The following is a 17,553-nucleotide window of genomic DNA, read 5'->3' as shown; positions in this document are numbered from 1 at the left end:
AATAAGTTAATGAATCAATCCATTAACGAGTTCAACTTAAAGAGAAGGCTCTTGATAGGATCAAGTTAGCTCCCTTTATTAAAGTCATTGTTTTAACAACTGACACGTTATACTTAAGTGATAAAATCAATAAAAGGCATTTATGATTGTAAATCCAGAACCACTAAAACAACGCAAGTTAGCTATCCCATTATTAATGGCGGCTTTGGCAATTATAGTACTTTTAAGCTTCATTTATTATCCACACGATGAGCAAGTGGCTTTAGACAATGGCGCCATTATTATACTCCCAGTAAAAATAACTCAGAGTGCCACCAACCCTCTTTGGCAACAATATGCCCATCAAGAAAGTCTCATTGCTCAACTCCATAATTCTAATGCCTTTCCTGTTCTACAAGTTGAAGATGTCATCAACTTTGTACTTCAAAGCTCAAGCTTTATTGAAGACAGCCGCCCTTTGCAGGTAACCAAGTTACTCACCTTATCGGGTGCCTCTTTAGTGGTGGAATCCACCATTACTGAACACAATAACCGTTACCAGCTAGAGTTCAATTTATATGGTCCTAGCCAGCATCAGAATGGCAACATACAAGCCGACGATATTGAATCGCTGTATCTTGATTTAGCTAAGCTTATTAATAATAAAACCCAGGCTAAAGCCAATACAAACAGCATTAAAAGCCGAGCATATTTTAATAATCCGCTGCTTATTTTAGCCCTTAAACAACTGCAATACAGTGAAACTACTGCAGCGAGTGAAACTCTTTATACTTTATTAAGTTCGGATCCTGGCAATCTCATCGCCCAAAGACAAATAGCAGAAATACTGCTCAAGCAGCAAGAATTTGTAGCCGCAAACAACATCGTATCGGCAGCGTTAACACATGCTGAATCAACCGATAACCGCCGTGAGTCAGCTCGATTAGGGTTAACATTGGCAAAAGGCTATATTGAGCAAGGGGAGCTAGCCCGCGCACTATCCACCCTATCTCAGAGCCGGAGGAGTGCGGCAAATTCACAAGACTGGCTTTACCTTGCTTATGTAGCTGCTTGGGCCGGGCATGTAAATCAACGACTGGGCCGCTATGCCGCCGCTAAACAGCAATATCAGCTGTCAGTTGATTACCATCAAATGGTCGGTTATCAACCAGGCCAAGTTATTGGTTTGAATAACTTGGCCCAACTGGCACTGCTACAGCATAACTACTCACAAGCCTATAAAAGTATTCAACGTTCAGTAGCGATTGTGACTCAAAAAGACCTTATTGATTTAAAACCTGAAACAATGGCATTACTGACTAAAGTAGAGAACAAACGACAAGGTACTAGGTAACTCTTTAGCTCAATGATGATTAAAAAGGTTCATCGCACTGCGGCTCATGGCGCGAACGCCGGTATTGATCGTAAGTGGGTAATCGGGTGCAAATTGACTCGAATGCAATGAAGGTAATGTGGATCCATTGTCCAAACTTATTTGGTACGAGTCTGGATCCACAGCGCCTAGCCAGAAGATGGTGATGGGGCGCTTTTCAGCGGTAAGACCATATAAGCCAAAATCTTCTCCGGCCATTACAGGCTCAGACTTGAGCACATTTTCAACGCCAAGTTCTTGCTCAATACTCGCCTGTACATTGGCAGCCAGTGTGGGGTCATTATAGGTAGAGGGAATTCTTTCCTCTTCATGGACATACACTTCAGGCATTAGCTCATCTGGTAAGCCCGCACTGATAGCAATCCCTCTAGTAAGGCGTTTAAGCGCTTCAATTTGTTGCAAGCGCACATCTGGATTATATGACCGCAGTGTTAACTGCAGCTTCACTTCGTCTGAAATAATATTGTGTTTCGAGCCACCATGAATAGAACCCACGGTGATCACATTTGGCTCAAGCGGTGAGATCTCTCGACTCGAAATGGTTTGCAGTGCCAGCACCATTCGAGAGGCTAACACAACAGGATCTTTGGTTGCATGCGGATAAGCGCCGTGTCCACCCTTGCCTTTTACTTTTATATCCACTGAATCAACATTAGCCAAAGCATACCCTGGAGCAATACCCACCTTTCCGGCAGGGATCCCCGCGCTAACATGCAAACCGATGATGTAATCAGGTGTGGGAAATTGAGTAAAAAGGCCCTGTTTAAGCATCGCTTTTGCGCCACCACCCACCTCTTCTGCGGGTTGTGCCACCATCATTAAAGTGCCTTTCCAGTCAGCTTTATTGGCCACTAGCTGCTCCGCGGTGCCAATCAGACTGGTCATATGAATATCGTGCCCACAGCCGTGCATAATGCCTACCATGTTATTACTCGCATCTTTAGTCGTCACTGTAGAAGCGTATGGTTTACCCGTCTCTTCTATGATGGGCAGTCCGTCGGTATCAGCCCTTATCATGACCGTCGGCCCATCGCCATTTCTATATATCCCAACAACGCCATATCCACCGAATTGCTCAGTCACTTCAAACCCCAGCGTGGCGAGTTCTTTTGCCATGCGGGCACTTGTGGCTTTTTCTTGGAAGGACAGCTCTGGATGTTGATGTAGATGCAGATACAACGCCTCAAGTTTCGGCATCGCTTTATCAACAGAGTCACTCAAGCTGGCAGCTACGGCGTTACCACTTAATGCCACTGTGAACAAAAAGCATAAGCTAAGTGCAATGGGTGTTTTCGAAGAGATTGTCATAACGATGCTATCCATTTCAAACGGTTATTTAAAGGTTAAGCTAACATAGGAATTATTAAAGTGCGAAATCAAAACAGAGCGAATACTAATCCCAATATAAAACACACCGCACAACTCATTTAGGCAGATGAAAACAAAAGGGTAAGGAATTTGACTAAAATAAAAACACTCGTAGCCTTTTAATTAATAAAAATGCAGCCATAAGGCTGCATTTTTATAGGGTTAATTTACGGCTACAAACGGTAAGTTAACGACAACTTGGCGTTACGTTCTTCTCCGGGCATACCGCCTAGGAACATCGCTTTATTGTAATACTCTTCGTTAAAGAGGTTGTTAACATTGAGCTGTATTTTCCATTGTTCTACATCATAGCTAATTGCAGAATCAAGTACGGTGTAGCTCGGCACATAACCATCAGGGATCCCAAATGAATCGGAGTTAGTACTGCGATCATCGACGTATTTAGCACCTAAACTGATGTTGACTGGGCTTTCGAGTGTGAACCAATCTGCACCATAGGTCACCCATGCACTTGCAGTGACATAAGGAACACCTTTCTGGCGTGTATCATAGCTACTTCTGTAAGGATCTTTTTTATCACGTGCATCTTGATAAACACCGTTAACGTTAACCATCCATTGCTCATTGATATGCGCATTTAAATCAAGTTCTACACCGGTTGTTTCCTCTTTACCGTCATAGAAGTTTTCGACAACATTAGGGGCTGAAATACCAGCTTCATAGTCAGGATTACTGTACTGTAAATTAGTACGCGCACTCTTAAAGAAAACTAATGACGCTAACATTTGATCTTCAAAGGCTTTATACCTAATACCTAAGTCATCACTAACAGATTCAGAATCTTTTCGATCAGTAACCTCACCAGTAAGGCTTCCTAATATGCTATATGCAGTACGACCTTTTGAATGATTATAGAAAAAAGAGATATCATCTGTAGGCATGTAAGTCACACCCAGGTTATAAGTAATTCCGTCATCATTAGTATCAGCTTTATCTTTCGGTTCAGCTCTACTTGATGAATATCTAGAATCAACTCCTAAATGCTGATAAGTTTGCTTAATATCATTAAATGCCACACCAATACGAGTGGTAAAGCCATAATTAAAATATCCTACATGTTGCAGACCTACCCCCCAAGCATTAACCTTTTTAGTATAGTTACTCGTCAACAACGGGTCGTGATCTTCAAAGCTCCCTTTCGCCCAATTGGGATTACGAATATCATAAATATAAGGCAGAGCACCCTGATAAATAGTGTCACCTGCTTTGTTCTTAATCACTTTATCAGCATCATATATTGAATATTGCTTAACTCTGATATCTCTATCTTCAAAGTTAGCATTGACTAATAATTCATTTTCCATGTTGCCAATTTCAAAATCATAACGAAGATCGGCAAAATACTGCCATGACGTTTCATCGGCTTCTACTTTACGATATTCCTGGCGACGCCCTGCAAATGGATATAACACGCCATTTTCGACTAATGGTGCCCGTGGATCTTCATTTATCTTGCCGCGTCGGTCCCAATAAACATAGTTATAAGCACCTGTTTGACGAGCAAAGCCTGAGGTATAGTCCCGGTATTGTAATTGTTGATTTAGAAAGAGATTATCGTTTAAATAGATATTATGGGTTAACTTAAAGCGTAGCTCTTCGCCTTCATTATCTTTTGCCATTGGAGAGATAATTCCCGCATGACCAAAAGCATATGGTGTTTGGCCGTCACTACTTGAAAGCGAACCTGCTAGCTGTTGCCGCTGCGCATCAGTTAATTGAAGCCCTGCGTTATTCGGGTCATTAATTAGATCTTCCCAACTAACGTCTCCAGCTCCTTTGCCGTCTACAGAATCAGAATTAAAAATCCGGATAGGATGACCAATTGAATCAACGGCAATAGCATCTTTAATATAAGTTGCTGATAACATAAGATCTTGGCTATCACTCATGATATATTTTAAAGAAGTGTAAACCTCATCTCTATCAGTACCAATCTCACGGAAACCATCACTACGAGCACTTTTCGCTACAACTCGGTAAGCTAGATTGTCTGTGATCCCGCCCGTGCTATCGACAGAAAATGAATAGGTGTCCCATTGACCCATTTCAACAGTAAACTCATTTGAAGACTCAAATTGTGGCTTTTTCTCTATAAGGTTAATCACACCACCCGCGCTGCCCATGCCATAAAGCCCAGTCGCAGGTCCTTTTAAGACCTCTACAGATTCAACATTGGTCAATGAGCGAGTAGGGTTAAATGAATTACCCAGTCCAGCACCACCATACATACCATCATAGGTGTAATTAGCACCTAGACCACGAATAACTAAATTATCACCGATGCCATAGTTATTACCTGCTTGAGTAACACCACTAATATTACGTATCAAATCCTGTAGATTATCGACACCTTGTGCTTGAATCAGTTCTTCATCAACAATAACCACTGCCGCAGGCGTTTCCATGAGTGACATATTAGACTTGGTTGCTAATCCCGAGTTCATCACCACTTGGTTTTGTCTACCATAAACCGTTATCCGCTCAATGTTACTGTTCGCTTCAGCGGTTTCTGCTGCATAAATTGTTGTCGGTAAAAATGTCGATGCACACGCAATTGCTAATATGGAATAATGAAAACCTTTCATCTCAAACCCTACTTAAGTATTATGCGCCGAGATGATAACCATTATCATTAACATTGCAACCAGCATTTAAACAACTAATACAAAGGAGATTTGTTTGTAATTGTTTTTACTCGACTTTATATAAAAAGCTTACAATGTAAATTGCAAAAAAATCTTTATACAGCAATAAGATAGGTGACTTGAGTCACACGTTCAAAATGTAACCAGTCAAAATTATTTTCACTCCACATAAGTAGAATGAACAATAATCAAGCAGAATAGTTAGTTGCCGCGAACATATAATGCTTATGTTCAATGCAGCAGTTAGTGATTAATAAGGAAACACCTGCATAGTTTAGTAAAAAAATTAACAAGCATTTGATACCTAAGCCACTTAAAAATATGTATTTCATTGCCTTGTAGCGGAGGGAGATATGTCTGGTTTTGCGGCGTGGTGAACTCTTGCATTAGCTATTACAAATAAATAGATAGAGAGAGTATTAACAGACTTAAATAGTCAACATCACTGCCTCATATTGCTAGAAAACCTCGCTAAATGTTCGGTTAACAGCTCAATATTTCGGTTATAACATTGATAGTCAGTCCACAAATCAACTATCAATGTTTATGGTTAGAGGCCCTATCTCCAAACACACTATTTATCGTTATTGTCGTATCGCGTCCTGCGCATAAGAACAACTAACGATATAACAAGCAGTGCCCACCAAGATGTGCTTCCCGCATAATCGCTATCATCCTCAATATAGTCATGATCCCAATCGGTACTTTCCAGCGGTAAGGCGTAGAGACTATCAAAATCATTTGAGCTTACTGTCGCCACAATATCACCGTAGCCGACTTCATAGAGATCGATAAGCACGTCGTAATGATCTGGAGTAAATCCCACATCCAACGTGGTTAAGACCTCAAAGTCATCATCGGTGACATCACCAACAATACTGAATATGTCAGTGGTGTAATAATGCTCCCAAGGACCTCCATTGCGGCTAAGATAAAGCTCCGCAAACACATCCGCTCTTTCATTGAGGTATACCCCACTAACGTCCGCATCAAAGGTCACACTAAAGGTCTGATAAAAACCATCAACGTCATTATCAACAAACAAGCGGCTGTAAGCATCGTAAATATAGAAATCTCGATAGATGCCATTGGCAAATAAAGCGGGTGATGCTGTGGCTTGGCGCTTGATGATAGCCTTCTGCGCTTTATCGATATGCGTTTGGATCACTTGCTCCCTGCTCATTGGGCTTAGTAAACTTGGGCTCACCTGCAAGCGTTGCGCTGATAATAACTCTCGCTGAGCTGCTGATAATTGATGGCTCTGATCTGAGGAGATTGTGAATGCCTTATCCTGCATATATCCCGCAGAGATACTACTAGTTTGGTTATGTTCTTGTGCTACTGCGCCCATCGGCAATAAACACGTACTCAGAAAAAATGGCAATAGCTTGGTTAGGGTTTTTAATTGTTTCATCATCACCTCTAGCGATTCATTTGGTTGAGGTCATTAGAGGCCAACTCAAATGAACACAAGCTGAACGTCAAAATCAGCGACTTAACGGATCCCCATTGGGCAATTCAGGTTGGGTTCATCTTAAAAACGGTATATCTAACAAGCTAAACACGCTCTCGATGCAGGAATGATGACTAATCTAGCGGGATCTTTTAAACTGGTAACATCTCAACCCTTTGGTGCTCTTAATGAAAGCTGTTCTACTGTTGATATTAATACCGCTACTGACGCTAGGCTCCTTACCAGCCTATGCTGGCGGGCATTACGCCACTATTTCGTTAGCCTCCATGGCGATGGCAACGAATAGTGATGCCAAGTCACTTAAAGTGAAAAGTTCACAACAAGCAGCCCAATTAGTTAAAAGCCAGTATCCAGGAAAGATCCTCAAAGTTCAGTCTGCTCGTGTTAATGGTAATCCAGGTTATCGAGTCAAATTACTTTCAAAAGATGGGGTGGTTTTTTACGTCACTGTTGATGCCAAAACAGGCCGCGTGCGCCGTAACTAACTGCAACCAAAAGGAACAAATATGAGACTGTTACTCGTTGAAGATGATCTCGCACTGCAGAGCAATCTTAAGCAGCACTTGATAGCCGCTAACTATACTGTCGATACTGCCGATGATGGCGAGATAGGTCTTTTTCAAGGGCAGGAGTACAACTACGATGCCGCGATTATTGACGTAGGACTTCCCAAACTTGACGGTATTGCGCTTATCACTCAACTCAGAGCGCTAGCGATTGAATTTCCTATTTTAATTTTAACGGCTCGTGATAGCTGGCAAGATAAAGTCGAAGGTTTAGACGCCGGAGCGGACGATTACCTCACTAAACCTTTTCACCCGCAGGAGTTGATAGCAAGACTAAAAGCTTTGATACGTCGCAGCGCAGGAAAAGCCAGTCCAGTGATTAACAACGGCCCTTTATCTCTCAATACCAGTAGCTTAGAACTCACTAAAAATGGTGAACTGATTAATCTTAGTGGCTCGGAATACAAGCTATTTGAATACTTTATGCTGCATATTGGTGAAGTTAAATCTAAAACGGTACTCACCGAGCATATTTATGACCAAGACTTTGATCTCGACTCCAATGTTATTGAGGTGTTTATTCGGCGTCTACGGAAAAAGCTCGATCCTGACAATCAACTTGGAATGATCGAAACTTTACGGGGGCAAGGATACCGACTAACAAAACTAGAACAGCTCCCTGAGCCTAAGAAGTCATCATAACCATGCTCTCAGTAAGGCGGTTACCCAAAGTCATGCACTCGCTCAAAGCTAGGCTAATTGTGAGTGCGCTGCTGCTTATTTTAATATTGATGCCCTTGATTGGTTTCACCCTCAATGATGCCTTTAAACAACAAGTAAAAAGCGCATCAATGAATGAGCTGAAAGCCTATGTTTACGCTATTTTAGCCGTTACAGAAGTGAGCAGTGACGGCGTATTGATGCCTGAAGTACTACTCGAAAACCAATTCAACGTTATTCAATCAGGCCTATATGCCGCCATTAGCACTCCAAATACATCAGTGCTTAAGAGCAAGAGTCGTACAGCCTTTAATGCAAAAATTATTGAAACATCGCCATCAGCAACACCATTAAACGGCACCAATATCACTTCAAAAGACACTCAAACAATCGCTTGGCGCTCAGACTCATTACTGGGTATAGAACTGCCAAATCAGCTGCCTATACCGAATAAAGGGCAAGGCCAATTCAGTGAAATAGAGCTCAATGGCCAACCACACCTGATATACAGCTTTAGTGTCAGTTTCGAACTACCAACGGCAATAAACAGTGAAAGTCAGCACTTAAATAGTCGATTTCCGATCACCATTCATATCATTAAAGATCAAACAGAGTTTCAACAACAGGTAGATCAATTTACTCAGCAACTTTGGCGCTGGTTAATGATCCTTATGGGCTTATTGCTTGCCATACAGATGACTTGGCTATGGTGGACGTTAAAGCCGCTTTCAAGTTTAGAAACCGAGCTCAGTGCCATCGAAAATGGCAAAGCAAATCAGCTTTCTGATCGTTACCCAACGGAACTTCAAGCTGTTGCACAGCAATTAAACACCTTGCTAAGCACCGAACAAAATCAACGTAAACGTTACCGAAATGCATTAGCAGATCTTGCTCATAGCCTTAAAACACCGCTAGCAGTCATTCAAAGTCAGACCGATTTAAGCCCTGAGTCATTCGAGCAAGTCACTCACATAAACCGTATTATTGGCCACCAGCTGAAACGTGCTCAATCGGCTGCCGGCAGTGCCTGGCATCTTGGAATTCCCGTGGTGAACATTTCAGATAAACTGGTCCGAAACCTACCCAAAATATACTGCCAACCACTCATCACCATTAAGCAGAACGTTGACCGTGAGGCCATTTTTAAGGGTGATGAAGCTGATCTTTCTGAGATTTTGGGTAATGTACTGGACAATGCCTGTAAAGCAGCTGCGAGCACGGTACTGCTCAACATCACTCAGAATGGGGCGGCGCTAGTGCTGCAAGTGGAAGATGACGGCAATGGCGTAAATAAAACCCTACAAGCGCAAATATTTGAGCGCGGGATTCGGGCCGACTCTTACAAAATGGGCCACGGGATCGGATTAGCCATAGTGCGTGATTTGGTCGATAGTTACCATGGTCAGCTATCCATTGGTCAATCTCAACTTTTAGGAGGCGCCTCTTTTACCATTACGTTCAAATACTAAAAATAACAACACCAGCCTATAACCACTGTTTTTTCTGCTTTCAGCTTATGTTCATCTTCGCCTTTCTATAATAACCACATCGTCAATTATCGATAGGAAAGCATATGAACATTTTCAAACAATGCTGTGGCTTGTCTCTGGTTATCCTGTTGCAATGGATAACGCCGACGAGCGTCTGCGCACAAGATTATGATAGTACGATACAGACTCAACTGAGCGAGGGCGAGTTAGCACAGATGCTAGCCCCCATTGCACTCTATCCAGACAGTTTACTGACCCATATTTTGATTGCGGCAACCTACCCTTTAGAAGTGGTAGAAGCGCAGCGCTGGCAGCAGAAAAATCAACAGCTCAGTACTGAAAATCAAGTAAACAAAGCAGAAGCAATGCAATGGGATCCGAGTGTGACAGCCTTAGTCGCTTTCCCTACCGTGTTACAAAAGTTGAGTGATGATCTGCAGTGGACTCAATCACTAGGCGATGCATTTTTACAGAATGAAGCCCAAGTGCTTGCCAGTATTCAAACCTTACGCCTGCAAGCGGATAATGCTAATAACCTTGATGATATGCAAAATATGCAGGTGACTCGCGTCAATAACCAAATCGTTATTGAGCCGGTTATAAAAGAAGTTGTTTACGTCCCCTATTATGATCCAAGAGTCGTCTATGGCGCTTGGTCTTGGTATAACTATCCCCCCGTTTATTGGGCAATGTATCCTGGTTATATTAGGCCTAGCTATGGCCATTTCTACTGGCATAGTGGCGTGCATATTAGTTTCAACTACTATTTCAGTGCGTTTCAATGGAGCAGACACCAGGTCGTAGTGGTGCATCATAAGAACTCACGCCACTACCGCCATCATGGTCGTATTGTAACCAGTCACGGTGCAAAGCGTTGGGCACATAAGCCACAACATCGACGCGGCGTCGCCTATAGTAATAATGCATTGAAACACAAGTACAACAGGCATAGTCCGAGCCGTGCACACAGTAAGGTAATTAGAGGTCAAAAAACGCATCATGTGAACAAAAGCCGTGAGATGCAGTTTGCTAACAAATTAAAACAGCAACCCACTCAGCGTAATACTCACTATGCAAATGGCAGACCGGTTAAGAGCCATCAGCAGGTTAAGAGTCATCAACAAGTTAAGAGCCGTCAGCAAACTAAGAGCCATCAGCCTGTTAAAAGTCATCAACAAGTTAAGAGCCGTCAGCCTGTTAAGAGTCATCAACAAGCTAAGAGCCGTCAGCCAGCAACAAACCAGCGAAGCGGCCACCACAAACAGGGTAATAACAACTCAAAGGCGAATCATCATCAGCAGAAAAGAGATAGAAATTAAGACCGAAACAACTCCATAGACCATCACCCGTCTATGGAGTAGAGATTTTGACTTTAGCTAACCATTGCTGCAGTGAGCTTATTTTGGAGGGCGTTAAGCGATGCTAGCATATCACTAAAACGTGGGCGTAATGCCAAATCCATCTGTAGACAATCTTCACTCATTTGCTTCAATCCGGCAACTAAATCAAGTTGTTCCGCTCTTGGTTGTAGTCTGTTTTCAACGAGATCATCGATTAAACATCCCAACGCTCTAATTTCGATACTCTCCATCGCTTCTTTTTGTAATTCTGGCAACAAATTCAAATTTGACGATGCACCGAAATCACCAAATAGCATTGAGCCTTCAAGATTAATCATCGTATTATGCGCATACACATCACCATGACTTACGCCATTTTGATGTAGATGGGTCATGGTGTCAGCCATTTGAGTCAGCACTAATAACACCTGCTGCAATCCAAGCTCTTCGCCGTTAACAAAAGTGTCTCTGGTGCACGTATCTAGCGATGGCGGTAAACCTAAGTTAGCAAATGAGCTCGGAATGAGTTCCATCACCAGTCCAAGTTGGTCAGCTTGATTGATTTGAGCGACAACCTTAATAAGATTGTGATGGGTCCCAGATTGTAAACAACACGCAAGCTCATCACTTGGGTAACCATCGCTTGTTACCTCACCTTTAAAGAGCTTCACTGCAATATTGAGATCGCAACCATAGAGTGACTCTGGTTGCTTTAACCATTTGGCACTATAAATGACACCTGAGGCTCCTTGACCAATCACTTGACCCAATTGGATATCGGTTAATGCGACGGTTTGCATCGGCTGCGATTGCAGCTTAGCGCTTATAGGTGCACCCTCACCCTCTTTGGTCAGCGGATTACCTGATAACGCTAACCAAGCAAGCTTTGGTAATTGAAACAACCAATCAGGAAACTGCGTGAAATGATTCGCAGATATTCGCGCTAACGCTAAATGGCTGCAATTAGCCATACTGGCCGGTAAAGCACTTAACTTATTGCCCGCAAGTGCTAATTTTTGTAATTGATGTAACGACCCCATATCGTCAGGTAACGATGTTATTTGATTGTCAGTCAATATCAACCAGCGAGTTTGCAAAGGCAATGCACCTTGCGCTACGGCTCTTAGTTTATTAGATTTAAAGCTTATCATCTCTAAACGAGGACAAGCCGCTATCACTGTCGGGATCTGTTCAAACTTATTATTGGTGAGGAACAACCGTTTCAATTGCTGTAATCGAGCAAAATCATTGGGAAGTTCAGTTAACTGATTATCAGAGAGATCTAACACCTCTAAGGTATCTGCGAGCGAAAAAATAGCCTCAGGAAATACGGTCAAATTCTCTGAAAGGGTTAATCGTTTAATGCCTTTTAACTCGCCTGATGTTAACTGTGCCAATGTCTGCAAAATCTACTGCCCTACCGAATGTCCAAAATGGCGGCAATGGTAATACATCCGAGAAAAATGAGAAAGCGACGATTAACAGGATTATAAATTACCCCCTCTCGAGCTGATCCATATTTACTTTCTAACGTATTGCTTTAGCATCAAATAATATTAACGACCTCACTAACGCTATCACTACTATCTGCTTACTGTCAGAGACTAAGGTTAAGTACAATGAAGCATAAACAAACAGCTAAAGTCCCTACCAGTCGCTTATCCCGATTTTCCTCCTTAGGAGGGCTAGCATCTCGCCTTGCTGGTAACGTATTAGTAGAGGGGGCTAAAAGGCTTAGCCAAGGTCAGAAGCCGTCGTTAAATGAATTAGTGATGACCCCCAGTAACATTACTCATATGGCGGACAAACTTGCCGAACTTCGTGGCGCTGCGATGAAGGTGGGTCAAATGCTGTCGATGGACTCTGGTGAGCTATTACCAAAAGAGTTGAGTGATATTCTGTCACGACTGCGCTCTGACGCTAAGGCGATGCCGCACAAACAATTGGTCACTTTATTAAAAACAAACTGGGGGAACGATTGGCTAGACCCTTTCGCCCATTTTGAACTTAACCCTTTTGCAGCGGCATCAATTGGTCAAGTGCATTTAGCCACGTTAGCATCAGGCGAAAAACTGGCAGTCAAACTGCAATATCCAGGGATCCGTAATAGTATTGACAGTGATATCGACAATGTTGCTGCGATACTTAAATTGTCTAAGCTTATCCCGAGTAACGTTCAGTTTGACCAACTGTTAGCTGAAGCAAAAAAACAACTTCATGTTGAAGCCGACTATCAAAATGAACTCTCAATGTTGCAACGTTTTCAATCTCTTATTGCCAACAATGAGATAAATGCGGATGAATTTATTGTTCCTACTACCTATCCAGTACTTTGTAATCAAAATATTTTAGTGATGGAGTTTATCGATGGACAAAGTATTGAGTCCATCAATACGCTAGAGCAAGTGACCAGAAACAATATCGCCACAAGACTACTGAAACTATTCTTTAAAGAGCTATTTGCTTTCAAGCTCATGCAAACAGATCCCAATTTTGCCAACTACCAATACCAAGCTGAGTCTGACAAATTAGTACTGCTTGATTTTGGTGCTACCCGTGCAATTCCAAGCGCGCTATCTGATCAATATAAGCAGCTTATGGCTGCCAGTATTATTAACGACAGAAAAACGATGGAAAATGCGGCTCAAAATATCGGTTTTTTCCAAGACGCGATAACTAAAGAGCAAAAGTCTCTGGTGTTAGATATCTTCTATCTAGCTTGTGAGCCATTACGCTTTGAAGGGGATTATGATTTTAGTGACAATACATTAGCGAAAAGAATAAAGCAGGCAGGCATGGCAATGAGCACGGATCGTAACGAATGGCATAGCCCACCAGCAGATGCGATATTTATTCACAGAAAGCTAGCAGGCTTGTATTTACTAGCATCAAAAATAGGCGCTAAGGTCAACGTAAAGCAGTTGTTCGAAGCACAGTTACAGGCATCCCCTTTTACGATTGATACTTAATCTGACGCTCCGCTTTGAGCAACTCTTGGCCTTCGGTAATCGCCAATACGGCTTTTGATTTGAATTCACGTCGGTACAAAGTCACCACCACAAATATGCTAGCGGCAATAAACAGTAACGGGTGAAAAAACCAGCACAGCGCTGCCATTGAAAAATAGTAACAGCGTAAGCCGTAATTATATGAGTGAGCGGCTTGGTCTTGCACCACTGCCATCTGTTTTGCATAGCGACGTAGGTTTTCATTACGCCCCTCTTTATCATAAGGCGCGGCGCCAATCATCACATTGAGAAATCCATATTGGCGCATCGACCAAGTAAATTGGAAAAAGGCCATGATAAAGATAAAGGTTAACACCCCCAACTTGACTTGCACCAGTGCATGATTAGGATCTGCTGCATAAGGGATCGTTGCAATAATCACTTCCAACCGCTCAACCTGAGCAAAGAGTGTTAATACACCCGCAAGCACTAACATCGTCGTAGAAGCAAAAAAAGAGATATTACGCTCTAGGTTGGCTAGCAGTGCAGCCTCACCGACTCGGATCTCTCGACTGATCAACTCATACATCCAATGAATACGATGTTGATGCAAACAACGGGCAATACAATTAGTGGTTTTAGCCTTACTTTTAGCAAAGTGGGCATAACCGACCCAACTAAAAATAAAGGTCATAATTGCAATAACATCTAATACAGAAATAGTCATAACACTCTCATGAGCACCGAATGAAAAATAGAGAACGCCCCTCACTAAACAGGGACACGCGTAGCAGCAAGATTAAGCCGTTAGCTTACTTTCTAGATCTGCACTCACTATTTTTAGCGCTGCAAGTGCAACTTCAGGTGCAATATTATTTGATTCTAAAAGGAAAATAAGGTCCACCGCCAATTTAACTTCAGCTGGCGCAGCTGCCAACCCTGATTCATTATTACCATCACTCACACGTTAGCCTCTGTCATTCTATACCTAGCTTAAGGTGTTCTATTCTATCGTGATTAAGATCAAAAAACAGATTTGATGAAAATGAAATACGTAATATAAATCACGCTGACAGTTACATCTTGCAGACATTCATCATCCCAAAACTAGATGAACGAAGCTAGATGGATTAGAAAGCCTTTTTATTCCAGACAAGACAAGTAACATCTCTAAGATAGCAGCAAAGCTGCCTGCACGCTTAGCGGATATTATCATGCTTATAAGGCATTCATTCTTGCCTGCATGGGCATCAAGCGCCCTAGAACATTCAAATAAGGCTTTAGTATGTTGACTGCAATAAAAAGCATAATCAAGCGGCCCAATTTCAGGGGCGATGGCAGCCGCTATGTTGTACAAAGACTAAACTCCACGACCTAAAACGTAAAATTAACAGCTAAATTTCTGTTTAATCGCGTAAAAGATTAATCGCTCATAAATATAGGCACCGAGCGCGCACAGAGATAGTATCTTTCGCTTCCACATTACTTGTTGCCTAGATATACTCATTACTAATAAGCACTATCAATCAACAATACCAACAAAATACTTAAGGTGACGCCCGATGGCAAAGATGGATTTCTCAGTAATAAATGACACCACAGCTAAATCTTTTAATGAGCAAAAGAATCTTATTAAGCGAGTGTTCAAGGGAAATACCGTACTTTGTCAGACTTGCAAGCAAGTACTAGAGATGAAGTTACCGGTTAAAGGCCAAGACAAAACCGTTTCAGGGATCCGTTGCAAGAAGGGTTGTACTGATATCGAACTTGATATGGAAATCATTCTATAAAGGGCCAACATCGGCTGAATAAATAGTTAGGCTGCTCTGATCCACGGTTCAATTTGGATTATTAAGCAGCCTAGTTAAACCAACATTTGGATTAGGTTTCTATCTCTTAAAGCTCTAAAACTGGTAAGTGATCCCCAAGCCAAAACCACTAGATGCCATATCAAATATAAAATCGTTATCATCATAATCAACGTCTATATACCTAAAGCTATATTTCAGCGCCCAATTTTCTGATAAATCTTGATTCATGGTTAAGTTTAATGACCAAGAGAAATCAGAACCAACGCCAAAACCTGCTACATCTGCACGGCTTATAAGATAGAATCCGTCACTAAAGCTCCACTTATTTTTAATACCGATAAGCGGATCATACCAATCATCACCAAAACTTGGCTCACGACGCTGTTCAAAAAAACTGACTTCCAACTTATTACTGATATCGATAACCCGAGCGCCAGCAAAAGCATACCACTCGATATTAGCTTGCTTTGAAAAACGGTAAGCAACCACTATATCGAGCATTTTTTGCTTCGCTGTCAGTTCAGCTGAAGCAAAATCAGTCTTGGTATCATATTTAAGTTTCATGTAAACCAAGTCAATCCCAAACTGCCAATTACCTTTGTTCGCTTGAAAATTCAATAACACTGCACCGTCTAGATTTTCAAATATCTCACTAAATGACATATCCATATCAACGATGATAGGGATGCCATTTTCATCGACATAACCGGTTTGACCTTGCTGATTAACAAGCCATAAATAGGGGGTAACTTCAAATGCCCAAGTTTCGGCTTTTGCATTATGACTCGCTAACAAAAGTGACATTAATAGGCATGACATGAGTGATTTAAATATAAGCGACTTAAACATAGACATTCCATTTCCATTCAGTCTGTAATCAAAGATAGCCAATATCACTAAGTCAATAACGGTTTATGAATAGCCTAACCTACTATTCTTAAGATTATGAATTAACGCTGTATTAGCTAGTAACAAGCCTAGTAGAATTTTTAGATATTACCCATATCGCCAGCATTTATTTACGAAAAAATGTCGTTGCCCATGTTTTCCTATTGCCAATCGTTGTTAAAGATCTTAAGTATTAGCATTCAAGACTGCCTTACTCGCCCATTAATGGTGATGGCGGTTTTAATACTCAATAATAGTGAGCTCGATACCGATACCGTCAAGGTGACAAAGATAGCCACTAAAATAACGATTTGGTACTTAATGGCAATAAGAGGATCTACGCCACCTAAAATCTGCCCAGTCATCATCCCTGGTAGTGTCACTAAGCCTGTCGTTGCCATTGACGCAAGTATCGGCGCAAAAGATTGTTGCATTGCTGATTGGACAAAAGGTAGCGCGGCTTGGTAGGCCGTAGCCCCTAATGCTAATGCTCCCTCATATTCAGTTTTTCTATCTTCAAAAGCACCAAACAAACGCTGCAAAGCAACGATATTGCCGCTCAAGCAGTTACCTAACAGCATACCCGCTGCCGGGATCAGGTATTGCGCGCTATAAAGAGGTTCAGGTGCTAGCAAATAAACAATCATCAACCAAAGCACTGGAAATAAGCCTAATGATAAACCGGCTAGAACAGGGAGATAGAGTAACTTACGCGACAACTTTGCCTTGCTCACGATGGCACTGGCACCAATGAGTAGCATCAATAATAACCATAATAGATTGACCGACAAACTATTAAGTTCAAACAGGTATTGCAGATAAACCCCCACTAGGACGAGTTGCACCAGCATACGCGCCACTGCACTTAGCATTTCTTTGCTTAGCCCCAGCTTGAAATAACGTTCGATACCAACAGGGACGACCAAAATAATCATAAAACTTGCCAATTGCCACCAGCTAATATCCATAC

General features: G+C 41.9%; 15 protein-coding genes. 7 read left to right on the top strand and 8 right to left on the bottom strand.

The genetic code is table 11. From position 1 onward, the window contains the following. The first annotated feature begins 142 nt into the window (after positions 1-142). On the top strand, positions 143-1,333 hold the full coding sequence (locus CXF86_RS14520) for a tetratricopeptide repeat protein (protein ID WP_101092690.1): 1,191 nt from the start codon (positions 143-145) through the stop codon (positions 1,331-1,333). 9 nt (positions 1,334-1,342) lie between these two features. Here CXF86_RS14520 and CXF86_RS14515 read toward each other — a convergent pair whose 3' ends face one another. The 3 genes from CXF86_RS14515 to CXF86_RS14505 all read right to left on the bottom strand — a co-directional run bounded on the left by CXF86_RS14515 (position 1,343) and on the right by CXF86_RS14505 (position 6,820). Then, the gene (locus CXF86_RS14515) at positions 1,343-2,680 is read right to left on the bottom strand and encodes a M20 metallopeptidase family protein (RefSeq protein WP_101092689.1); all 1,338 of its coding nucleotides are present in this window, start codon (positions 2,678-2,680) and stop codon (positions 1,343-1,345) included. A gap of 233 nt (positions 2,681-2,913) precedes the next feature. Further along, a complete protein-coding gene (locus tag CXF86_RS14510) occupies positions 2,914-5,346 on the bottom strand; it encodes a TonB-dependent receptor (protein WP_102039330.1) in 2,433 nt (810 codons plus the stop codon). 634 nt (positions 5,347-5,980) lie between these two features. Beyond that, entirely contained in the window at positions 5,981-6,820 is an 840-nt protein-coding gene (locus CXF86_RS14505; RefSeq protein WP_257982735.1) for a choice-of-anchor H family protein, read from the bottom strand. A 227-nt stretch (positions 6,821-7,047) separates the two neighbouring features. Between CXF86_RS14505 and CXF86_RS14500 the strand changes: the two genes are divergently transcribed. From CXF86_RS14500 to CXF86_RS14485, 4 genes are all read left to right on the top strand, one after another. Beyond that, positions 7,048-7,365 (top strand): PepSY domain-containing protein, encoded by a 318-nt coding sequence (locus CXF86_RS14500; protein WP_101092687.1) that lies wholly within the window; start codon positions 7,048-7,050, stop codon positions 7,363-7,365. A gap of 21 nt (positions 7,366-7,386) precedes the next feature. Beyond that, a complete protein-coding gene (locus CXF86_RS14495) occupies positions 7,387-8,088 on the top strand; it encodes a response regulator transcription factor (RefSeq protein ID WP_102039329.1) in 702 nt (233 codons plus the stop codon). A gap of 32 nt (positions 8,089-8,120) precedes the next feature. Then, positions 8,121-9,575, top strand: a complete 1,455-nt coding sequence (locus CXF86_RS14490) for an ATP-binding protein (RefSeq protein ID WP_257985371.1) — start codon at positions 8,121-8,123, stop codon at positions 9,573-9,575. 104 nt (positions 9,576-9,679) lie between these two features. Beyond that, positions 9,680-10,915 carry a DUF3300 domain-containing protein gene (locus CXF86_RS14485; RefSeq protein WP_102039327.1) on the top strand — a complete coding sequence of 412 codons (1,236 nt, stop codon included), beginning with the start codon at positions 9,680-9,682 and terminating at the stop codon, positions 10,913-10,915. 53 nt (positions 10,916-10,968) lie between these two features. Here the strand turns inward: CXF86_RS14485 and CXF86_RS14480 are convergent, their stop codons facing one another. Next, on the bottom strand, positions 10,969-12,342 hold the full coding sequence (locus tag CXF86_RS14480) for a leucine-rich repeat-containing protein kinase family protein (RefSeq protein WP_101092683.1): 1,374 nt from the start codon (positions 12,340-12,342) through the stop codon (positions 10,969-10,971). A 213-nt stretch (positions 12,343-12,555) separates the two neighbouring features. Here CXF86_RS14480 and CXF86_RS14475 point away from each other — a divergent pair, with 213 nt between their 5' ends. Then, positions 12,556-13,905, top strand: a complete 1,350-nt coding sequence (locus CXF86_RS14475) for an ABC1 kinase family protein (protein WP_102039326.1) — start codon at positions 12,556-12,558, stop codon at positions 13,903-13,905. Here CXF86_RS14475 and CXF86_RS14470 read toward each other — a convergent pair. Together CXF86_RS14470 and rsmS are read right to left on the bottom strand one after the other, a co-directional pair. After that, positions 13,889-14,611 (bottom strand): DUF599 domain-containing protein, encoded by a 723-nt coding sequence (locus tag CXF86_RS14470; protein WP_101092681.1) that lies wholly within the window; start codon positions 14,609-14,611, stop codon positions 13,889-13,891. The two genes, CXF86_RS14475 and CXF86_RS14470, sit on opposite strands and share 17 nt — an antisense overlap. A 72-nt stretch (positions 14,612-14,683) precedes the next feature. Continuing rightward, the gene (rsmS, locus tag CXF86_RS14465; protein WP_101092680.1) at positions 14,684-14,848 is read right to left on the bottom strand and encodes a pleiotropic regulatory protein RsmS; all 165 of its coding nucleotides are present in this window, start codon (positions 14,846-14,848) and stop codon (positions 14,684-14,686) included. Positions 14,849-15,446: 598 nt separating this feature from the next. Between rsmS and CXF86_RS14455 the strand changes: the two genes are divergently transcribed. After that, positions 15,447-15,674: a hypothetical protein gene (locus tag CXF86_RS14455; RefSeq protein ID WP_101092678.1), complete on the top strand. Its 228-nt coding sequence runs from the start codon at positions 15,447-15,449 to the stop codon at positions 15,672-15,674. A gap of 114 nt (positions 15,675-15,788) precedes the next feature. Here CXF86_RS14455 and CXF86_RS14450 read toward each other — a convergent pair whose 3' ends face one another. Both CXF86_RS14450 and CXF86_RS14445 read right to left on the bottom strand, forming a co-directional pair. Further along, positions 15,789-16,550: an outer membrane beta-barrel protein gene (locus CXF86_RS14450; RefSeq protein ID WP_145991656.1), complete on the bottom strand. Its 762-nt coding sequence runs from the start codon at positions 16,548-16,550 to the stop codon at positions 15,789-15,791. Positions 16,551-16,783: 233 nt separating this feature from the next. Beyond that, on the bottom strand, positions 16,784-17,551 hold the full coding sequence (locus CXF86_RS14445) for an ABC transporter permease (RefSeq protein WP_102039324.1): 768 nt from the start codon (positions 17,549-17,551) through the stop codon (positions 16,784-16,786). Between the last annotated feature and the right edge of the window lie 2 nt (positions 17,552-17,553).

The organism is Shewanella sp. GutCb (genome assembly GCF_002836135.1).
Taxonomy (GTDB): Bacteria; Pseudomonadota; Gammaproteobacteria; order Enterobacterales; family Shewanellaceae; genus Shewanella.
This window is presented reverse-complemented; position numbering and strand designations above follow the sequence as displayed.

Bases quoted from the DNA above. Each gene is read 5' to 3' on its own strand.
- CXF86_RS14445 (WP_102039324.1), bottom strand. From the start codon at position 17,551: ATGGATATTAGCTGGTGGCAATTGGCAAGTTTTATGATTATTTTGGTC.
- CXF86_RS14455 (WP_101092678.1), top strand. From the start codon at position 15,447: ATGGCAAAGATGGATTTCTCAGTAATAAATGACACCACAGCTAAATCT.
- CXF86_RS14490 (WP_257985371.1), top strand. From the start codon at position 8,121: ATGCACTCGCTCAAAGCTAGGCTAATTGTGAGTGCGCTGCTGCTTATT.
- CXF86_RS14505 (WP_257982735.1), bottom strand. From the start codon at position 6,820: ATGAAACAATTAAAAACCCTAACCAAGCTATTGCCATTTTTTCTGAGT.
- CXF86_RS14475 (WP_102039326.1), top strand. From the start codon at position 12,556: ATGAAGCATAAACAAACAGCTAAAGTCCCTACCAGTCGCTTATCCCGA.
- CXF86_RS14495 (WP_102039329.1), top strand. From the start codon at position 7,387: ATGAGACTGTTACTCGTTGAAGATGATCTCGCACTGCAGAGCAATCTT.
- CXF86_RS14510 (WP_102039330.1), bottom strand. From the start codon at position 5,346: ATGAAAGGTTTTCATTATTCCATATTAGCAATTGCGTGTGCATCGACA.
- CXF86_RS14500 (WP_101092687.1), top strand. From the start codon at position 7,048: ATGAAAGCTGTTCTACTGTTGATATTAATACCGCTACTGACGCTAGGC.
- CXF86_RS14520 (WP_101092690.1), top strand. From the start codon at position 143: ATGATTGTAAATCCAGAACCACTAAAACAACGCAAGTTAGCTATCCCA.
- CXF86_RS14485 (WP_102039327.1), top strand. From the start codon at position 9,680: ATGAACATTTTCAAACAATGCTGTGGCTTGTCTCTGGTTATCCTGTTG.
- CXF86_RS14470 (WP_101092681.1), bottom strand. From the start codon at position 14,611: ATGACTATTTCTGTATTAGATGTTATTGCAATTATGACCTTTATTTTT.
- CXF86_RS14515 (WP_101092689.1), bottom strand. From the start codon at position 2,680: ATGACAATCTCTTCGAAAACACCCATTGCACTTAGCTTATGCTTTTTG.
- CXF86_RS14450 (WP_145991656.1), bottom strand. From the start codon at position 16,550: ATGTCTATGTTTAAGTCGCTTATATTTAAATCACTCATGTCATGCCTA.